This is a genomic window from Jidongwangia harbinensis, assembly GCF_020216025.1.
GTDB classification, from domain to species: Bacteria; Actinomycetota; Actinomycetes; order Mycobacteriales; family Micromonosporaceae; genus Actinoplanes; species Actinoplanes harbinensis.
The window spans coordinates 49,491-67,768 of the sequence record NZ_JAIWNC010000041.1; the positions used below are offsets into that span (position 1 = coordinate 49,491).

An 18,278-nucleotide genomic window follows, 5' to 3' on the forward strand; every position below is an offset into this window, starting at 1 on the left:
TTTGCGTGAGGAGCAGCGTCAGCCCGGATGGGCCCGCCGAGTGCGGGTGGCGGCCAGTCGTACGGCGTCGACCGAGCCGGGCTCCGCGGTGTACACGACCGCACGGAGGTCACCCTCGTGGATCGTCATGATGTCGCAGTCGACCGTGATCTCCCCCACGACGGGATGGCGTCGGGTGAGCCGATGGCGCCGATCCTCGTGGTCCGCGGGCGACTCCCACATGGCGGCGAACGGTTCGCTCACCGCCCTCAGGTCGGCGACCAGGTCCGCGACCCAGTCGTCGTCCGGATACCGCAGGGCGGTCGCCCGCAGGTCGGCGACAATCGCCTGCTGAAAACGCGCTTCCGCGGCAGACCCCGCCCGGGTCCACCCCTCCATGCCGGTGAAGGCGCGCCAGGCCATGTTGCGATCCCGGCCGTCAACCGACATCGAGACGTAGCACATTGCCTCACAGGCCGCGTTCCAGGCGAGCAGTGTCCAGGCGGCGTCCAGAACCAGAATCGGTACGTCACCGAGCCGGTCGAGCAGGTGCCGCGCGCCGGAACCCACCTCATGCGGTACTCGGCCCGCGCGCGACGGCACGTGCCCGGCGACCGAGCAGAGGTACTCGTATTCGGTGCTGGACAGGCGCAGGGCCCGGGCGAGCGAGTACAGCACCTGGGCGGACGGTCTTCCGTGCCCTTGCTCGAGGCGCTTGACGTACTCGGCGGACACACCGGCCATGGCGGCCAGCTCGTCTCGGCGCATCCCGGGCGTACGCCGGCGTGCGGCCGAACGCAACCCGCTCGGCGGGGACGCGCGCTCACGCCAGCGTCGGAGCGCGGCTCCAAGATCGTTACGGGAGACCACCCACGAATGATCTCTTATCTCCATCGATCCAGCCTGGCCCGAAAACTACCAGCCTGCCTACCGGAGATGGACCGCCGTGCGGTCCGACCGCCGGCACGGTGCGGCATTCACCGCGGCTTGCTCGCTTGTCGGTCGACCCGATTGGCACATCGGTCCATTGATGTTCATCGCCACGCATCCGACCAGGCGGACGACGTCGTGACCAGGCCGTGAGCGGGTGCGCGTAGGACCGCGGGGGGCTCCATGGCACCAGAACTCGCGGTGGCGTGTCCGGTATCGCACAGCGCGATATCCCATATTGACGCAAGCTTATGTCAATGAACACGCTGAGTGTTTGACACATCACTCTGGGGGTGTGCGTTGCGGTTCGCCATTCTCGGCCGGACCGAGCTGATCGACGGTGACACGTCGATCCCGCTGGGCGCGGCCAAGCAACGGGGTCTGCTCGCGCTCCTGCTGTTGTACGTCGGCAGGCCGGTGCGCGTCGACCGGTTGATCGAACTGCTGTGGCCGGATGGCGGCACGGCCGACCGCCGACCGGCGCTCTATCCCTTGGTCGCCAGGTTGCGGGCCGCCCTGGACCGCAGCGGTGTCGACCACGAGCTGGCTCGGACCGAAATCGGCTACCGGCTGGACGTGGACCCCCGGTCGATAGATCTCCACCGGTTCCGCACGCTGGTCGACCAAGGACGCGCGGCACTGATGGCCGGGGACGCCGCCGCGGCGGTGCCCGACCTCGAACGGGCGGTCGAGCTGTGGCGTGGCGACGCCCTGGCCGACCTGCGCGGAGCACCGGCGGAGCACCTGCGGCGGCAGCTCACCGATGCGCTGATCGACGCACACACCCAGTTGGCCGGCGCCCGCCTGCGGATCGGACGGCACCACGCCGTGCTGCTGCAGCTCGAGGATCTGGTGAACGAATACGATTTGGACGAGGCCCTGGTCCGGCTGTGGATCGGCGCGCTGTGCGCCGCCGGCCGAGAGAACGCGGCACGCCGGCATCTCGCCGAGTTCCGCAAGCGCTATCGACGGGAGATGCGCGCCGACCCCGACATCGAACTCGACGCCGTCCGCGCCGAATGGAATCACCCGCCCGACTTGCGCCCGCGACAGCTCCCGTATGGCATCCCCGGCTTCGTCGGCCGCGCCGGTCTGCTCGCGGAGCTCGATCGGCTGGCCGAACCGGGCCTCGGCCGCCCGCGCGCCGTCGTTATCACCGGCATGCCCGGCATCGGCAAGACGACGCTGGCCGTCCACTGGGGAAACCGCCATGTGGGCCTCTTCCCCGACGGGCAGCTCTACCTCGACGCAGGCGGGTTCGGTGCGGGTGATCCGGTCGCGCCGCGCGAGGCGCTGGCCCGCTTCCTACACGCGCTCGGCGTGCCTCCCGACCGCATCCCGGAGAATGTCGACGATCGGCGCCATCGCGTCAACGAGTTGCTCGCGGGGCGGCGCGTGCTGCTGGTCATCGACAACGCCGCCGAGCCGGCCCAGGTGCGCCCGCTGATCCCGGCCGTGTCCTCCTGCCTGACCGTCATCACCAGCCGTGACCGGCTCAGCGGCCTGACCGTGCGCGACGGTGTGCGCCAACTGGTGGGTGAGCCGCTCACCGACGACGAGGCGGCCAGTTTGCTGACCGAGATCATCGGCGAGCGGCGCGCCGCCGCCGAGCCCGAGGCGGTGCGCCGGCTCACCGGGTTGGCCGCCGGCCTGCCGCTCGCCCTGCGGATCATCGGGGTACGGGTGGCGGAACGTCCACGCGCCGGGATCGCGGAGCTGGTCGACGAGTTGCACGACCGCCTGTTGTGGGCGGACGCCGAAGATGACTCGCTGCGGGTGGTTTTCAGCTGGTCGTACCGCGCTCTGACGCCGGACGCCGCGCGCCTGTTCCGCCGCCTCGCCCTGCACCCGGGCACGCGCATCAGCCTGGACGCCGCAACCGCGCTGGCCGGCTCCGGCGTCGCCGAAACCGAGCGGATCCTCGACGTGCTCGCCCGGGCCAACCTGGTGGATTACGACACCGCGCGGAGCTACCGTCTGCATGACCTGCTACGCCAGTATGCCGAAGCGGTCGGCGAGGCCGAGGACCCGCTGGACGTCGCGGCGGCGCGGGCGGCGGTGCTCACCTGGTTCTTGCGTTCGGCCACGAATGCCGCGGCCGTCCTGGCGCCGCAGCTGCCGCCGGTGCCGGATCTCCCGCCTGCGCCGCCGCACGTGATGGAGTTCGCGACGGAGGACGCCGCGTTCGCCTGGTGCCGGTCGGAGCGGCTGAACCTCGCGACAGCCGCGCGGATGGCGGCTCGCCACGGCCTGCACCGTCACGCGTGGCAGATCCCGGCGGCGGTGCACGACCTGTTCACCCGCGCCGGCGGCTACGAGGATCTGGTGCAGATGAACCAGCTCGGCGCGGAGGAGGCTCGTCGCGACGGCCACGCCTACGGAGAGATAGCGAACCTATCCAACCTCGGCTATGCACTTTTCGGGCTGCACCAGTACGACCGGGCCATCGCCCCGCTGACCGCCGGACGCGCCCGTGCCGCGGAATCAGGGCACCAGGACGCCGAGTACCTGTGTGTCCACAACCATGGCTGCGCTTTGTTGAACCTCGGCGACACCGGCCGTGCGATCGCCCTGTTCCACGAGGCCCGTGCGGCGTTCCAACGACTGGGGTACGCCTTCGCCGAGGCCGCGACGCTGCATCGGCTGGGCGATGCGTACCGGAAGGACGGGTGTTCCGATCTCGCCCTGGGCGCGTACCGGCAATCGCTCGAGATCAGGGAGAAGCTCGCGTCGGAGCGCGCGCAGGCGCAGAGCCACAACGCACTGAGCCGGTTCCACCTCGCCGCGGCCGAGTGGGACCTGGCGGAGCGCCATTGCTCCGCTGCGATGACCATCCACGAGCGGATCCACGATGCTCCCGGCCGCTGCGACACGCTGGTCATCCACGCTGACATCGTCCGCGTCCGCGATCCGGCCACCGCGGTGGCGCATGCCCGGACCGCGCTGGCCGCGTGCACGGAGCTCGGCGACTCATTCCGCCGGGCTGAGGCGTTGGCGGTGCTGGCGGACGCGCTCGACGGGGCGGGAAGGACGGCGGAAGCGGCTCGCGTCAGGGCCGAGGGCCGGACGATCGCCATGGAGCTGTCCGGACCCGATGCGCCGCCGCTTCTGGACCGCTTGAGGTGACTGCTTCCCGCGCGGCCCCGCACGTGCTAATGTAGTCACACGACTACTGGTCACCGGACAATGTCCGGGGCTGCGAGGCGATGGCTTGCCGCAGCCCCGGAATCTCACTCAGAGTAGAGATAGTGCGATTACCATGGGCTAATGCAACGCCAGGCAAGGGCCTGGAAGGCGGGCTCCGCCGCGAATACGGCTGCGAGGAGCGGCAGAAGCGCGATGTTGCCGTGCTTCAATATTGTTCGACGTCCGCGTCGGACTGAGCGTTGATCTTGCACGGGTCGTGAGCCTAGCGGAGACCGGCTGCAAGATCGAGAGCCATCAAAGAAGTTACCGGTGGTTAAGGTCGATCGGCGACTCCGGTCAGAAGGACCGAGGCCACGGCAGTCGCCGACTCGAGCGATCGGACCACGTCGGACGTCACCGATCATCTCCGGCATGCTGTGCCCATGACCGACGATCGTTCCGTCCTGTCCGGCGGCGGTGCGCCCGCCGTACCGCTGGTGATCTCGGTGATGCTCATCGTTCCGGACGCCGAGGCGGCGGCGGCCTGGTACCAGACGGCATTGGGCGCGACCGAGCTGTGGAACCTGGGTGGGGTGGTCGGCCTCGAGATTGCCGGCGCCCCCTTCTTCCTCCATGAGGTCAACCCGCGCAACGCCACGGAGACCAGTCCCGACCGGGCGGGCGTCACGAGTGTCCGCGTCGAGATGTTCACCGACGACCCCGACCACATCGTCGAACGCGCCGTCGCCGCCGGCGCCACCGCCGGGTCGGGCGTCGAGGATCACCGCGTGGTGTGGGGAACGCACCGCCAAGGTGGCTTCACCGATCCGTTCGGCCACAGGTGGTCCGTCGGCGACAGGTCGCCCCTGGGCCGGCACCGGGAGTGACCCGCAGCCCCGCACCGCGTCTCGGACGCCGAGCGCTGCCATGGCCTTCTCTCCTCAGGGGCCGGCCGGCTGCCTCACCCTGCCGCGCCCACCGCGTGCGTCTCAGCCGAAGAGGGCACCGGGGATGTCGGCGTAGAACAGGGCGGGGTCGCGGGAGAGGGAGGCCTTGACGTTGGCGGTGGGAGCGTCGGCGATCACCTCGAGCTTGCCGGCTTCCAGGCCGTCCAGGGCCATGGCGACCACCTCGTGGGGTGGGAGTTTGGGGATGTCGTAGGCGGCCATCATGTCGGTGTCGGCGATCGCCAGGGCCAGCGCGGTGACCTGGGTCTTCTGGTCGGCCAGTTCGAGGCGGATGCCGTTGGTGAGAGACCATTCCGCGGCCTTGGACGCGGCGTAGCCGTTGCTGGCGGGGGCGAAGGCGTACCAGCTCAGCGCCGAGATGACGTTGAGGATGGCGCCGCCGGGAAGTTTGGGGGCGAAGGCGCGGGTGACGTTGAGGGTGCCCCAGAAGTTGGTGTCGAATTCGCGGCGGATGTTGTCCGTGGAGGGGCCGAGCAGCGGGGCGTCGGTGGAGATGCCGGCGTTGTTGATCAGGATGTCGAGGTCGCCTACCTCGGCCGCCGCGGTCTCGATGGATGCCGGGTCCGTGATGTCCAGTCGGAGGGGTACCACGCCGGGGATGGTGATCCGGTCGGGGCGGCGGGCGGTGGCGTAGACGGTGGTGGCGCCGCGGGCGAGGAGAGCCTCGGCGAATGCCTTGCCGAGGCCGCGGTTGGCGCCGGTGACGAGAGCTTTTGTGCCGTTGATCTGCATGTCACCACGCTAAAACCTGACGTTGACGTGAGGGGCAAGCAGTGCGAGGTGCATCACTGCGCCGGTCGTGGGACCGGGCGACCGGTGTGGTGGTCTCCGCCGTGGCGCTCGCCGTCGCCATTCCCAGCATGGTCGTCGCCCTGCGGCAGCTGAAGCTGAGGGAACGGCGACAAGCACAGTCTGCTCGTGCGCGATCAGGACCGGAGATTCGTCCGGTGACCGGCCACCGGACGTGGTGTCGCTGAAGCCGCAACCCACCGAACTCGATCCCCGAGAACTGGCCACCCGTCAACTCCAGGATCGAATGGAGGAAGAACTCCTCCCGGGAACCGATCTTTCGCAACGTCAGTCAGTGCGCCATCAGACTGCGATGAGCACGATCAACAACATCCGGTAGACCCAGCGGGCTCACCGAGCCACCACGTCGCGGCCGACGACGCTCAAGGGGCAGGACTGCTGCGCCTTCGCACTCTCCGGCGGGACGGCGCTGCCGTGATCCGCTACAACGGTTCTGGTCGATCGTACGAATCCGAGGAGGCGTGCCATGCCCAGGAAACGCACCGTTGCCGTTGCGACCGCACTCGGGGTCGGGCTGGTCGCCACCATTGCCGTGGTCGTTCCGATGCTGGGTTCCGCTTCCGCCGCCGAGCCCCCGGGCGCCGCGGAACCCGTCTGGGCCGACGAATTCGACGGTCCGGCCGGACGCGGGGTGGACGCCGGCAAATGGGCCTACGACCTCGGATACGGCGAGGTCTGGGGCAACAATGAGTACCAGACCTACACCGACAGCACCGACAATGTGCGGCTGGACGGCGAGGGTCACCTGGTCATTACGGCGCGCAAGGAATCCGGCGGTAAATACACCTCGGGCCGGATCAAGACCGAAGGACTTTTCAGCCAGAGGTACGGCCGATTCGAGGCGCGCATCAAGATCCCGCGGGGTCCGGGGCTGCTGCCGGCCTTCTGGATGATGGGCAATCGGGGCGACTGGCCGGTCAACGGCGAGATCGACGTCATGGAGAACGTCGGCGACCATCCCCGGACCGTGTACGGCACCATTCACGGTCCCGGCTATGCGGAGGACGACACCACGGGTCGCGGCGGCGAGAAGACCATCGGCTCGGAGCTGTCGGCGGACTTCCACACGTACGCGATCGACTGGGCCCCGGACCGGATCGACTTCCTGCTGGACGGCGCGGTCTACAAGACCGTCACGCCGCGCAACATTCCGGCCGGTGCCACCTGGGTCTTCGATCAGCAGCCGTTCTACCTGCTGCTGAACGTCGCGGTGGGCGGCGACTGGCCGGGTAGGCCGCACGACGAGGTACTGCCGCAGGAGATGGTGGTCGACTACGTCCGCGTCTACCCGGCCGGGCAGAACACCTAGAGCCCCTACCGTCGGTCACCGCAGGGCCGCCAGGATCCGTTCGGCCTCCGCCTCGTCGGTGGTCTCCCGGCCGGTGACGCCGGCACCCGCCGCGGTGCCGAGTTCGACCGCCACCGGGTCCGGCACGGTGCGTTTCGCCGAGGCGTGGATCGCCGCCACCCCGGTGCGCACCAGATCGCCGACCAGGTCCGGCCGCACACCGCCGCCGGCCATGATCTCGATCCGGCCGGCTGCCGCGCGGACCAGGCGGGCGAGGCCGGGCAGGCCGTCGGCGACGGTGGTCGGGCCGCCGGCGGTCAGGATCCGGTGTACGCCGAGGCCGGCCAGGATGCCGATGCCTTCCTCGGGGTCGGGCAGGAGATCGAAGGCGCGGTGGAAGGTGACCGTCGCGCCGGCGGCGGCGTCCACGGCCCGGAGCGTCAGGTCGGTGTCGACCCGGCCGTCGCGCAGGCCGCCGAGCACCACACCGGCGGCACCCGCAGTGACGGCGTGCCGGATGTCGCGCAGCAGCAGCGCGGTCTCGTCCGCGGAATAGCCGAACCCGCCGGGGCGGGGCCGGATCAGCACGTGGACCGGGGGCATCCGCGGGTGGGTGACGGCGGCCTCGATCAGGGCGAGCGACGGGGTGACGCCGCCCAGCGGGAGCGCGGAACACAGTTCGATCCGGTCCACGCCGAGGCGGGCCGCCACCGCCAGCCCGTCGGTGTCCTGTACCGCGAGTTCGAAGGCGGTCATCGCGTCCCGGCCACACGCGCACCCGGAAACTGGGCCTCGATCTGCCAGCCGGACGGGACGACCGGGCCGTACGCCAGCTTCCCGCCGTACCCGCTGAGGTCCTCGGAAAGGCTGCGCAGCCCGAAGCCGGCGCCGCCGCGCGGAGCGGGACCACCCGCGGCGCCGGCCGGTTCGGTGACGGTCCGCAGGAACAGCGTGCCGTCGCGGCACGCCGTGGTGATGGTCAGCCGGGTGCCGGGTCCGTCGTGGCGCAGCGCGTTCGTGGCCGCCTCGCCGATCAGCCGGTCGGCCACCGCCCGCACCGGCGCCGGAAGTGTGTCGCGCAGGTCGGGTGGGCGTCCGGTCAGGCGTAGCCCGGCGGCGCACAGGGTGTCCAGGCGACGGTTCAGCAGCGTCGCCGAGTCCTGCTCCGCGCCGTCGGCCAGGGCGGCCCGGACCTCCGCGAGCGCGGTACGGCCGGCGTCGAGCACGACGTCCACGCGGCGTTCCCCGGCCGGGTCGAGGGCGGTGGTGGCGCGCAGGGCCTCGGTCTGCAGCAGCATCACGGTGACCGTGTGCGCGAGCGTGTCGTGCACCCGGCGGGCCAGGCGTTCCCGGTCCTCGGCGGCGGCGGTCTCCTGTTCGGCGATCCGGCGCTCCAGCCGCAGCCGGGCCGCCTCGGTGCGCCGGCGCACGTGCTCGCTGCGCTCCACCCCGGCCAGCCAGGCGACCGTCACCGTGACGACGGCCATCAGCAGTCCCTCGACCGGACCGTGCCGGACTCCGCTGGCCGCGGCCATGCCGGCGCCGGCCAGCGGGCACAGCACCCACCGGACGGCCGGCGAGCGGTGCGTGGCGGCGGTGTACAGCGCGATCATCGCGGGGAAGAATCCGACCGCGCGGGCCATGCCCAGCGTCGTGTGGGCCGCGGTCGCGCCGCCGACCACGATCAGCACCGCGGACGGGAACCGGCGCCGCCAGAACAGCGGCGCCAGCTGCGCCACGGCCAGCGGCGCCGAGACGGCGGTGCCGGAAAGGACGAAGAGCAGCGTGGTCGCGGCGCCCAGGGCCAGGTCCACCAGCGCCGGCGCGTGACCGCGCAGCCGGTCGGCCAGCGGTGACCGGAGCGGAAATGACATGGCTCTGAATACCATGACCGGATGATCCGGCTTGTCATCGTCGACGACCAGGCGCTGGTCCGGGAGGGGCTGAGCCTCATCCTCGGCACCCAGCCGGATCTGCGGGTGGTGGCCGAGCTGCCGGACGGCGCCGCCCTGCTGGACCTGCTGGCCGCCGATCCCGCGGTGGCCGACGTGATCCTGCTGGACCTGTATCTGCCGGGCGCGGACGGCGTACGGATTCTCGGGCAGGTGCGCTCGCGCCTTCCCGGGGTGTCCGCGAAGGTGCTGATGCTGACCACGGTCGGACGGGCGGCGGACGTGCAGCGGGCGCTGGCCGCCGGCGCGGACGGGTTCGTCCTCAAGGACGCCAGCGGCGCGGAACTCGCCGCCGCCGTCCGCGGCGCGCACGCCGGGGTGACCGCGCTGAGCGCGTCCGCCGCCGAGTTGCTGTGGCCGGCGCCCGCCGGAACCGGCGCGGCGGACTCCGGTGCCCGGCTGCGGCTGCTGACCGGACGCGAGCGGGAGGTGCTCGCCCGGCTCGGGCGCGGCATGACCAACCACGACATCGCGCGGGACCTCGCGCTCGCCGAGCGCACGGTCAAGGCCCACGTGAGCAACCTGCTCGCCAAGCTTGCGGTGTCCAGCCGGACCCAGGCCGCGCTGATCGCCCGGGACCTGTCCTAAGGACGTAGACCGGCTAGGTCCTTCGCCGGTTCCGGTGCCCGGCCGGCGCTGGAAGGCTGCTCGGGTGTCCTCCCCGAAACGCGCGCGCCGGCTCCGCCGGCTGCGGATCGCCCTGATCGTCCTCCTGCTCGCGGCCGCCGGGTTGTACGTCGGCAACAGCTCGGCGTTGTGGGGTGCCGAGGGCGGCCGGCCGCTACTGCTGGCGCACCGCGGCATCGCGCAGACCTTCCCGCTGGACGGCGTCGAGGGCGACACCTGCACCGCCACCCGCATCCACCCGCCGGAGCACACCTACCTGGAGAACACCCTGCCGTCGATGCGGGCGGCGTTCGCGGCCGGCGCCGACATGCTCGAGTTCGACGTGCAGGTGACCGCGGACGGCCAGTTGGCCGTGTTCCACGACGCGACGCTGGACTGCCGTACCGACGGCACCGGACGGGTGCGGGACCATCCGCTCGCCGCGCTGCGCCGGCTCGATCTCGGGTACGGCTACACGGCCGACGGCGGCGCCACGTACCCGCTCCGTGGCCGTGGTGCCGGCCTGCTGCCCACCGCCGCCGAGGTGGTCGCCGCGTTCCCGGACCGGGAGTTGCTCGTCGACCTGAAGAACGACGACCCGGCCGAGGGTGAACGGCTCGCCGACTACCTGGCCACCCTGCCCGCGGAGCGGCTGGCCACCATCGCCGTGTACGGCGGGGACGCCGCGGTCGGCGCCGTCCGGGAGCGGCTGCCGCAGATCCGCGCCACCTCGAAGAAGATCATGAAGGACTGCCTGCTGCGCTACCTCGGCACCGGGTGGACCGGCCACGTTCCGGCTGCGTGCCGGCACACCGAGCTGCACCTGCCGCAGCGCTACGGCCGGCTGCTGTGGGGCTGGCCCCATCTCTTCGTCGACCGGATGCGCGCGGCCGACACCCGGGTGGTCCTGGTCGCCGGTGACGGGCCCTGGTCGGAGGGCTTCGACCGGGCCGCGGATCTGGACGCGGTACCGGCGGACTGGTCCGGCTGGCTCTGGACCAACCGGACCGACGTGGTTACGCCGCGACTGCGCGGGTAGCGCTGGCTGTACCAACAGACGCCAGCACAGGGGATCGATGTCGGTAGCTGCGGATCAGAGACTTGTCCCGTCAGCCCGACAGCTACCAGGGAGTCCCCGGTGTCCAGTTCAATCTCAGCGCAGAGCCGGCGTGGTCGGCGTAGCGCCGCCGCAGCGGTGGCCTTGGCAGCTCTTGCCGGTCTGGTCGCGTCCGGCATCGCGGCGGCGCAGCCGGCCGCCGCCGAATCCCGCGACCGCGCCCTCCAGTCAAGGCTGGAGAGCATGGTGAAGGCCGGCCACGCGCCCGGCGTTCTGGCCTCGGTCCGGGACCGCAAGGGCCACATCACCAACTACACCGCCGGCGTCGGCAACCTGCGCACCAAGGCGAAGGTGCCGGTCGACGGCTACGTGCGGATCGCCAGCAACACCAAGATGTACACCGCCGTGGTCGTCCTGCAGCTCGTCGGCGAGGGCCGGATCGGCCTGGACACGCCGGTGGAGGAGTACCTGCCCGGTCTGGTCCGCGGCAAGGGCATCGACGGCCGGAAGATCACCATCCGCCAGTTGCTGCAGCACACCAGTCTCCTGCCGAACTACGACCTCCTGCCGAACGGCATTCTCCAGGACCGGCACACCTTCCGCGAGGACCACGACCTGTTGCAGAGCGGCTTGACGACGGAGGAGCGCCCCGATCCGGGCGTCAAGTTCTCCTACAGCAACACCAACTACATCCTGGCCGGCCTGGTGGTGCAGAAGGTGACCGGCCGCCCGATCGGCGAGGAGATCACCAACCGCATCATCAGGCGCGTCGGCCTGCGGCACACGTACTGGCCCGGCGAGGGCGACCAGACCGTCCGTGGGGCGCACCCGCGCGGATACGTGACCGATCCGGCCACCGACAAGCTGGTCGACATCACCGAGCTGGATCCGTCGATGGCCGGCGCGGCCGGTCGGCTCGTCGCGACCCCGAGTGACGTGAACCGGTTCATGGTGGCGCTTCAGGACGGCCGGCTGCTCAAGGCCCCGCAACTGGCGGAGATGCGCAAGAGCGTTCCGGCCGAGAACGACCTGCTGCCCGGCTGGCGGTACGGGCTGGGAGCCTTCCAGATCCCGCTGAGCTGTGGCGGCAGTGCCTGGGGACACGGTGGCGACATGGACGGCTACCAGAGCCGCACCGGTGTCACCGCCGACGGCCGGGCCGTCACGATCGTGCTGACCCGGGACGAACTCACGTCCCTGGAGGCCCTCAACGATCCGCTGGCCGCCCTGGACGCCGCCCTGTGCGCCGGGAAGCCGTCGCGACGCTAGACCTTCCTCCTCCCCCGAGGCGCGGCCGCCACGGTGCCGGCATCACCGGCACGTGGCGGCCGCGTCGTCTCGCCTCGAGCCGGACTCTAGGTGGGGTCGGGTATTCTCGGATACCAGGCCGAGGGGCGCTGCGACGGGCTCGGCCCGCCACGCTCGGCCGGAACCACGATTCACAAGGGCGCCTCCGATTACGGAGGTGGCCTCTTGAGCAGATCAGCAACGCACCGGGACACGGCGTCGGCACTGCGCGAGCTGTTGAGTGAGCGCATCCTGGTGCTGGACGGCGCCTGGGGCACGATGCTGCAGGGCGCACAGCTCACCAGCGCGGACTTTCACGACGACCGGCTCGTCGACCACTCGCACGATGTCACCGGCGACCCGGATCTGCTCAATCTGACCCGGCCCGACCTCATCCTCGACGTGCACCGGCAGTACCTCGCGGCCGGCGCCGACATCACCACCACCAACACGTTCACGGCGACCAGCATCGGCCAGGCCGACTACGGCCTGGAGTCGCTCGTCCGGGAGATGAACGTGCAGGCCGCCCGGCTGGCCCGGCAGGCCGCCGACGAGTTCGACGGACGGTTCGTGGCCGGCTCGGTGGGCCCGCTGAACGTGACGCTTTCGCTGTCGCCGCGGGTGGAGGACCCGGCGTACCGGGCGGTCACGTTCGACCAGGTGCAGGCCGCGTACGCGGAGCAGATCTCGGCCCTCGCCGAGGGCGGCGTCGATCTGCTGCTGATCGAGACGATCTTCGACACGCTGAACGCGAAGGCGGCCATCGCGGCCGCCCGTGAGGTGGCACCCCACCTGCCGCTCTGGATCTCGGTCACGATCGTGGACCTCAGCGGCCGCACCCTGTCCGGGCAGACCGTGGAGGCGTTCTGGCGCTCGATCGAGCGGGCCCAGCCGTTGGTCGTCGGCGTGAACTGTGCGCTAGGCGCGGCCGAGGCCCGCCCGCACGTCGCGGACCTGGCCCGGATCGCCGACACGTTCGTGGCCTGCCACCCCAACGCCGGCCTGCCGAATGCCTTCGGCGGCTACGACGAGACGCCCGAGCAGACCGCCGGACTGATCGGCGAGTTCGCCGGCTCCGGCATGGTCAACATCGTCGGTGGTTGTTGCGGCACGACGCCCGCGCACATCGCCCGGATCGCCGCCGCGGTGTCCGGCGCGGCGCCCCGGCAGATCGACCCGCCGGCCGTCACCACACGGTTCAGCGGGCTGGAGCCGTTCGCGATCGGCCGGGACACCGGCTTCGTGATGATCGGTGAGCGCACCAACGTCACCGGCTCGGCGAAGTTCCGCCGGCTCATCGAGTCGGACAACTACCAGGCCGCCGTGGACGTCGCCCTGGAACAGGTCCGTGGCGGCGCCAACCTGCTCGACGTGAACATGGATGCCGACCTGCTGGACAGCGAGCAGGCGATGACCACGTTCCTCAACCTGATCGCCACCGAGCCGGAGGTCGCCCGGATCCCGGTGATGATCGACAGCTCGAAATGGTCGGTGCTGGAGGCCGGCCTCAAGTGCGTGCAGGGCAAGTGCGTGGTCAACTCGATCAGCCTGAAGGAGGGTGAGGAGCAGTTCCTCGCCCAGGCCCGGCGGGTCCGGGACTACGGTGCCGGCGTGGTGGTGATGGCCTTCGACGAGCAGGGTCAGGCCGACACCACCGAACGCAAGGTGTCGATCTGCGGCCGGGCGTACGACCTGCTGGTGCAGAAGGCCGGGTTCGCGCCGGAGGACATCATCTTCGACCCGAACGTGCTCGCGGTGGCCACCGGCATCGCCGAACACAACGGGTACGCGAAGGCGTTCATCGACGCCCTTCCGCTGATCAAGCAGCGCTGCCCGGGTGCGCGTACCAGTGGCGGCATCTCGAACCTGTCCTTCTCGTTCCGCGGCAACGACGTGGTCCGCGAGGCGATGCACTCGGCGTTCCTGCTACACGCGGTGCGCGCCGGACTGGACATGGGCATCGTCAACGCCGGCCAGCTCGCGGTCTACGCGGACATCCCGGCCGACCTGCTGGAGCTGGTCGAGGATGTGCTGTTCGACCGCCGCCCGGACGCCACCGACCGGCTGGTGACGTTCGCGTCCACGGTCACCGGTTCCGGCACCAAGCGCGAGGTGGACCTGTCCTGGCGCGAGGCACCGGTCCGCGAGCGGCTGTCGTACGCGCTGGTGCACGGCATCGTCGACTTCATCGAGGAGGACACCGAGGAGGCCCGGCAGGGGCTGGCCCGGCCGCTGGAGGTCATCGAGGGCCCGCTGATGGACGGCATGAAGGTCGTCGGTGACCTGTTCGGTGCCGGCAAGATGTTCCTGCCGCAGGTGGTCAAGAGCGCCCGCGTGATGAAACGCTCGGTGGCGTACCTGGAGCCGTTCATGGAGGCCGAGAAGGAGCAGGCCCGGCTGGACGGCCGGACCCTCAGCGAGAGCGGCCAGGGCAAGATCGTGCTGGCCACGGTCAAGGGCGACGTGCACGACATCGGCAAGAACATCGTCGGCGTGGTCCTGGGCTGCAACAACTACGAGGTCGTCGACCTGGGCGTGATGGTGCCGGCCGGGAAGATCCTGGACACCGCGGTGGCCGAGGGCGCCGACGCGATCGGGCTGTCCGGGCTGATCACGCCGTCGCTGGACGAGATGGTCGCGGTGGGCGCCGAGATGCAGCGCCGGGGACTGAAACTGCCGCTGCTGATCGGTGGGGCGACCACCTCGAAGCAGCACACCGCGGTCCGCATCGCCCCGGCGTACGACGGGACGACCGTGCACGTGCTGGACGCGTCCCGGGTCGTCGGCGTGGTCTCCGACCTGCTCGACTCCGACCGTGCCGAGAAGCTGGACGTGACCAACCGGATCGACCAGCAGCGCCTGCGCGAACAGCACGCCGGCCGGCGTTCGCAGCCGATGCTGACCGTGGCGGAGGCCCGGGCCAACCGCGAGCAGGTGGACTTCGACGGCCTGCCGACCCCGGCGTTCACCGGGCTCCGGACGGTCGAACCGGACCTGACCGAGCTGCGCGAGCTGATCGACTGGCAGTTCCTGTTCCTGGCCTGGGAACTCAAGGGCAAGTTCCCGGCGATCCTGGACCAGCCGGTCGCGCGGGAACTCTACGACGACGCGAACGCGCTGCTCGACGAGATCATCGCGAACGGGTCGTTCCAGGCCCGGGGGGTCTACGGCTTCTGGCCCGCGCACACCGAGGGCGACGACATCGTCCTCGACAACGGGGTGCGGCTGCCCATGCTGCGGCAGCAGACCGTCAAGCCGGCCGGCCGGGCCAACCGCTGCCTGGCCGACTACGTGGCTCCGGCGGGCGACCACCTCGGCGGTTTCGCGGTGGCGATCCACGGCGCGGAGGACCTCGCCGGCCGGTACGAGGCTCAGCAGGACGACTACCGCGCGATCATGGCGAAGGCGCTCGCGGACCGGCTCGCCGAGGCCTTCGCCGAGCACATCCACCTGCGGGCGCGGCGCGACTGGTTCGAACCGGACGCCCAGCCGGACATCGCCGACCTGCACGCGGAACGTTTCCGCGGCATCCGGCCCGCGCTCGGCTACCCGGCCAGCCCGGACCACAGCGAGAAGCGGGAGCTGTTCGACCTGCTGGACGCCACGAAGCTCGGCCTGGGTCTGACCGACTCGTTCGCGATGACACCCGCGGCGAGCGTCAGCGGGCTGATCTTCGCCCACCCGGCGTCGCGATACTTCACCGTCGGCCGGATCGGCAAGGATCAGATCGAGGAGTACGCCGCCCGGCGCGGCCTGAGCGTCGCCGAGGTCGAGCGCTGGCTGCGGCCGAACCTGGCCTACGAGCCGTCGTGACCGGCGGGACGGTCAGCGGGTCGTCAGGTGCCGGAGGAACTCGGCGTTGCTGCCGGTGCCGCGGAGGCGCTCGAGCAGTTGCTGCATGCCCTGCCGGCGGTCCTGACTGCCCATGGCGCGGCGCAGCTGGTAGGTGAGGGCGAGTTCGGTGGCGCCGAGCAGTCCCTCGTCGTGCCGGGTGCCCGAGCCGGCGATGTCGATCGCCGGGTAGGTCCGGCTCTCGGCGAGCGACCGGTCGAGGCGCAGCTCGGCGTTGCCGGTGCTCTTGAACTCCTCGAAGATGACCGTGTCCATCGCGGATCCGGTCTCGACCAGCGCGGTCGCCAGGATGGTCAGCGATCCGCCGTTCTCGATGTTGCGGGCGGCGCCGAGGAACCGCTTCGGCGGGTAGAGCGCGGTCGAGTCGAGCCCGCCGGACATGGTGCGGCCACGGGCCGGCGCGGCCAGGTTGTAGGCCCGGGCCAGCCGGGTGATGGAGTCGAGCAGCAGCACCACGTCGCGGCCCGACTCGACCAGACGCTTGGCGCGTTCGATGGCCAGTTCGGCGACGGCGGTGTGGTCGCTGGGCGGCCGGTCGAACGTGGCCGCGATGACCTCGCCGTGCACCGACCGTTGCATGTCGGTGACCTCCTCCGGCCGCTCGTCGACGAGCAGCACCATGAGGTGGCATTCCGGGTTGTTGCGGTGCACCGCGTTCGCGATCGCCTGCAGGACCATGGTCTTGCCCGCCTTGGGCGGCGCCACGATCAAGGCCCGCTGGCCCTTGCCGATCGGCATGACCAGGTCGATGACCCGGGTCATCAGCACGTTCGGTTCGGTTTCCAGCCGAAGCCGTTCCTGCGGGTAGAGGGCGGTGAGGTCGTAGAGGTCGGTACGGCGTACCGAAGCCCGCGGGTCTCCGCCGTTGATCGTGTCCACCTGCAGCGCGAGCGCGCGCCGGCCGGCCGGGTCGAGACGGGCGGTCCCGGTGAGGTGGTCGCCGCGGCGCAGCCCGTTGGCGCGCACCTGGGCGGTGGTGACGGCGATGTCGTCCGGCCCGGGGAGGTAGCCGTCGGCGCGCAGCCAGGCGCCACCGTCGGCGATGTCGAGCAGGCCGCTCACCGTGACGTCCGGCACCCCGGCGCCGGTGTCGGCAGCCCGGGGAGCACGCGCCGGCGGGCGACGGCGGGGTGCTTGTCGCGTGGCCGCCGAGCGGCGCACGTCGAGATCGGTCAAGGGTTTCTCCTTACCAGGAACTGTCCGCCGGGCGCGCTGCCGCAGCCGGGCGGGACGAACCGCCGCTGAGGGCGGAAGAGACGCGGGATGCGTCGGCAGACGACCACTGGGGGTCGAGTGAAGAACCCGGGCCCGCGGGCGATAGTGGCGCCTACAGCAAGGGCCGGGTTGTCCCCACGCTAGCGCGTCCGGCCGTAACTCACAATGACCACGCCCTACTTGTGGTTCACGCCGCGCATCAGCGCCAGGACCGCGCGGTTCAGCGGCACCGGCACGTCCCGGGCGTCGCCGAGCCGGACCACGGCACCGGTGATCAGCTCGTGTTCGGTGGCGCGCCCGGCGAGCCGGTCGTACAGCATGGAGGTGCCGTCGCCGGGCGCGAACCCGTCGTAGATCTCCAGCGTCCGGTCCACATCCTCGGCGGTCAGCCGGGCCCCGTCGCGGGCACCGACCCCGACCGCCTCCTGCAGCAGGGCGCGGGTGAGCGCCCGGACCGACGGGTCGTGCTGGATCACCGACATGCGCTGCAGGGTGAGCGAGGTGATCGGGTTCGCGGCCACGTTGGTGAGCAGCTTGCGCCAGGCGGCGGTGCGGAAGTCGGCGACCTGCTCCACCTCGAGCGACGAGCCGGCCAGCAGCGCCGCGAACCGCGGACCGGGCTCCGCACGGGCGGGCCGGACCGGCACCGCGGCCGGTGGCACCTCTGCCTGCGGCGGGGCCGTGAATCCGGAGCGGTGCTCGGCCGGGGCGGTGTCCGGGTGGCCCGGCACCGTGAGACGGGCGCCCTGGCGGTGCAGGACGTGCCCGGGCTCGAGCATCTCGGCGGCCACGTAGACCAGCGCGGGCAGCAGGGCGGTGCCGGCCGGCAGCAGCGGGCGTACCCGGTCGGCGTGGTCGACGCCGTTCTGCAGCACGACCACCGTGGTGTCCGGCCCGATCAGGCCGTCGAACCAGGCCGCCGCGCCGGGCACGTCCTGCGCCTTGGTGGCCAGCAGGACCCAGTCGGCCTCGGTCGCCTCGCCCGGGTCGACCAGCACCGGCACGCCCAGTTCCCGGATGCCGTCGGCGCGCTCGACGACCAGCCGGGGCGGGCGGCGGCGGGCGCAGAGCACGACGTCGTGGCCGGCGTCGTGGGCCGCCGCGGCGACCACCGTGCCGACCGCGCCGGCACCGATGACCGCGACGCGGGTTCGTGGGGTGGACATGCGCTCGCCTCCATAGGTGAGAAAATCTTCTCACTTAGCAGT

Annotated in this window: 12 protein-coding genes, 1 pseudogene and 1 riboswitch; of the genes and pseudogenes, 7 read left to right on the forward strand and 6 right to left on the reverse strand. The window is 71.2% G+C overall.

From position 1 onward, the window contains the following. Window positions 1-18 precede the first annotated feature (18 nt). Complete coding sequence (locus LDL48_RS35540) at window positions 19-873, reverse strand: helix-turn-helix domain-containing protein (protein ID WP_225259535.1); 855 nt, start codon at window positions 871-873, stop codon at window positions 19-21. A 336-nt stretch (window positions 874-1,209) separates the two neighbouring features. Between LDL48_RS35540 and LDL48_RS35545 the strand changes: the two genes are divergently transcribed. Beyond that, the gene (locus tag LDL48_RS35545; protein WP_225259536.1) at window positions 1,210-4,035 is read left to right on the forward strand and encodes an AfsR/SARP family transcriptional regulator; all 2,826 of its coding nucleotides are present in this window, start codon (window positions 1,210-1,212) and stop codon (window positions 4,033-4,035) included. Window positions 4,036-4,478: 443 nt separating this feature from the next. Further along, on the forward strand, window positions 4,479-4,922 hold the full coding sequence (locus LDL48_RS35550; RefSeq protein ID WP_225259537.1) for a VOC family protein: 444 nt from the start codon (window positions 4,479-4,481) through the stop codon (window positions 4,920-4,922). 102 nt (window positions 4,923-5,024) lie between these two features. Here the strand turns inward: LDL48_RS35550 and LDL48_RS35555 are convergent, their stop codons facing one another. Beyond that, a complete protein-coding gene (locus LDL48_RS35555) occupies window positions 5,025-5,735 on the reverse strand; it encodes an SDR family oxidoreductase (RefSeq protein ID WP_225259538.1) in 711 nt (236 codons plus the stop codon). A gap of 544 nt (window positions 5,736-6,279) precedes the next feature. Between LDL48_RS35555 and LDL48_RS35560 the strand changes: the two genes are divergently transcribed. Continuing rightward, window positions 6,280-7,122: a glycoside hydrolase family 16 protein gene (locus tag LDL48_RS35560; RefSeq protein WP_225259539.1), complete on the forward strand. Its 843-nt coding sequence runs from the start codon at window positions 6,280-6,282 to the stop codon at window positions 7,120-7,122. 15 nt (window positions 7,123-7,137) lie between these two features. Here the strand turns inward: LDL48_RS35560 and LDL48_RS35565 are convergent, their stop codons facing one another. Both LDL48_RS35565 and LDL48_RS35570 read right to left on the reverse strand, forming a co-directional pair. Continuing rightward, on the reverse strand, window positions 7,138-7,857 hold the full coding sequence (locus LDL48_RS35565) for a copper homeostasis protein CutC (protein ID WP_225259540.1): 720 nt from the start codon (window positions 7,855-7,857) through the stop codon (window positions 7,138-7,140). Beyond that, entirely contained in the window at window positions 7,854-8,975 is a 1,122-nt protein-coding gene (locus LDL48_RS35570) for a sensor histidine kinase (RefSeq protein ID WP_225259541.1), read from the reverse strand. The genes LDL48_RS35565 and LDL48_RS35570 overlap by 4 nt, the downstream gene beginning before the upstream one ends. Before the next feature lie 21 nt (window positions 8,976-8,996). On the opposite strand from LDL48_RS35570, the gene LDL48_RS35575 reads away from it, so the two are divergent. From LDL48_RS35575 to metH, 4 genes are all read left to right on the forward strand, one after another. Continuing rightward, a complete protein-coding gene (locus LDL48_RS35575; RefSeq protein ID WP_225259542.1) occupies window positions 8,997-9,641 on the forward strand; it encodes a response regulator in 645 nt (214 codons plus the stop codon). Between the two features lie 64 nt (window positions 9,642-9,705). Continuing rightward, window positions 9,706-10,698: a glycerophosphodiester phosphodiesterase family protein gene (locus LDL48_RS35580; protein WP_225259543.1), complete on the forward strand. Its 993-nt coding sequence runs from the start codon at window positions 9,706-9,708 to the stop codon at window positions 10,696-10,698. A gap of 99 nt (window positions 10,699-10,797) precedes the next feature. Further along, the gene (locus LDL48_RS35585) at window positions 10,798-11,985 is read left to right on the forward strand and encodes a serine hydrolase domain-containing protein (protein WP_372472266.1); all 1,188 of its coding nucleotides are present in this window, start codon (window positions 10,798-10,800) and stop codon (window positions 11,983-11,985) included. 114 nt (window positions 11,986-12,099) lie between these two features. After that, window positions 12,100-12,176: riboswitch (S-adenosyl-L-homocysteine riboswitch) on the forward strand. 13 nt (window positions 12,177-12,189) lie between these two features. After that, on the forward strand, window positions 12,190-15,816 hold the full coding sequence (gene metH / locus LDL48_RS35590) for a methionine synthase (protein WP_225259545.1): 3,627 nt from the start codon (window positions 12,190-12,192) through the stop codon (window positions 15,814-15,816). A 12-nt stretch (window positions 15,817-15,828) separates the two neighbouring features. On the opposite strand, the pseudogene rho reads toward metH, so the two are convergent. Continuing rightward, window positions 15,829-17,013: pseudogene (gene rho, locus LDL48_RS35595) on the reverse strand (transcription termination factor Rho); the annotation flags it as partial. Window positions 17,014-17,246: 233 nt separating this feature from the next. After that, complete coding sequence (locus tag LDL48_RS35600) at window positions 17,247-18,236, reverse strand: 2-dehydropantoate 2-reductase (protein WP_225259546.1); 990 nt, start codon at window positions 18,234-18,236, stop codon at window positions 17,247-17,249. Window positions 18,237-18,278: the final 42 nt, after the last annotated feature.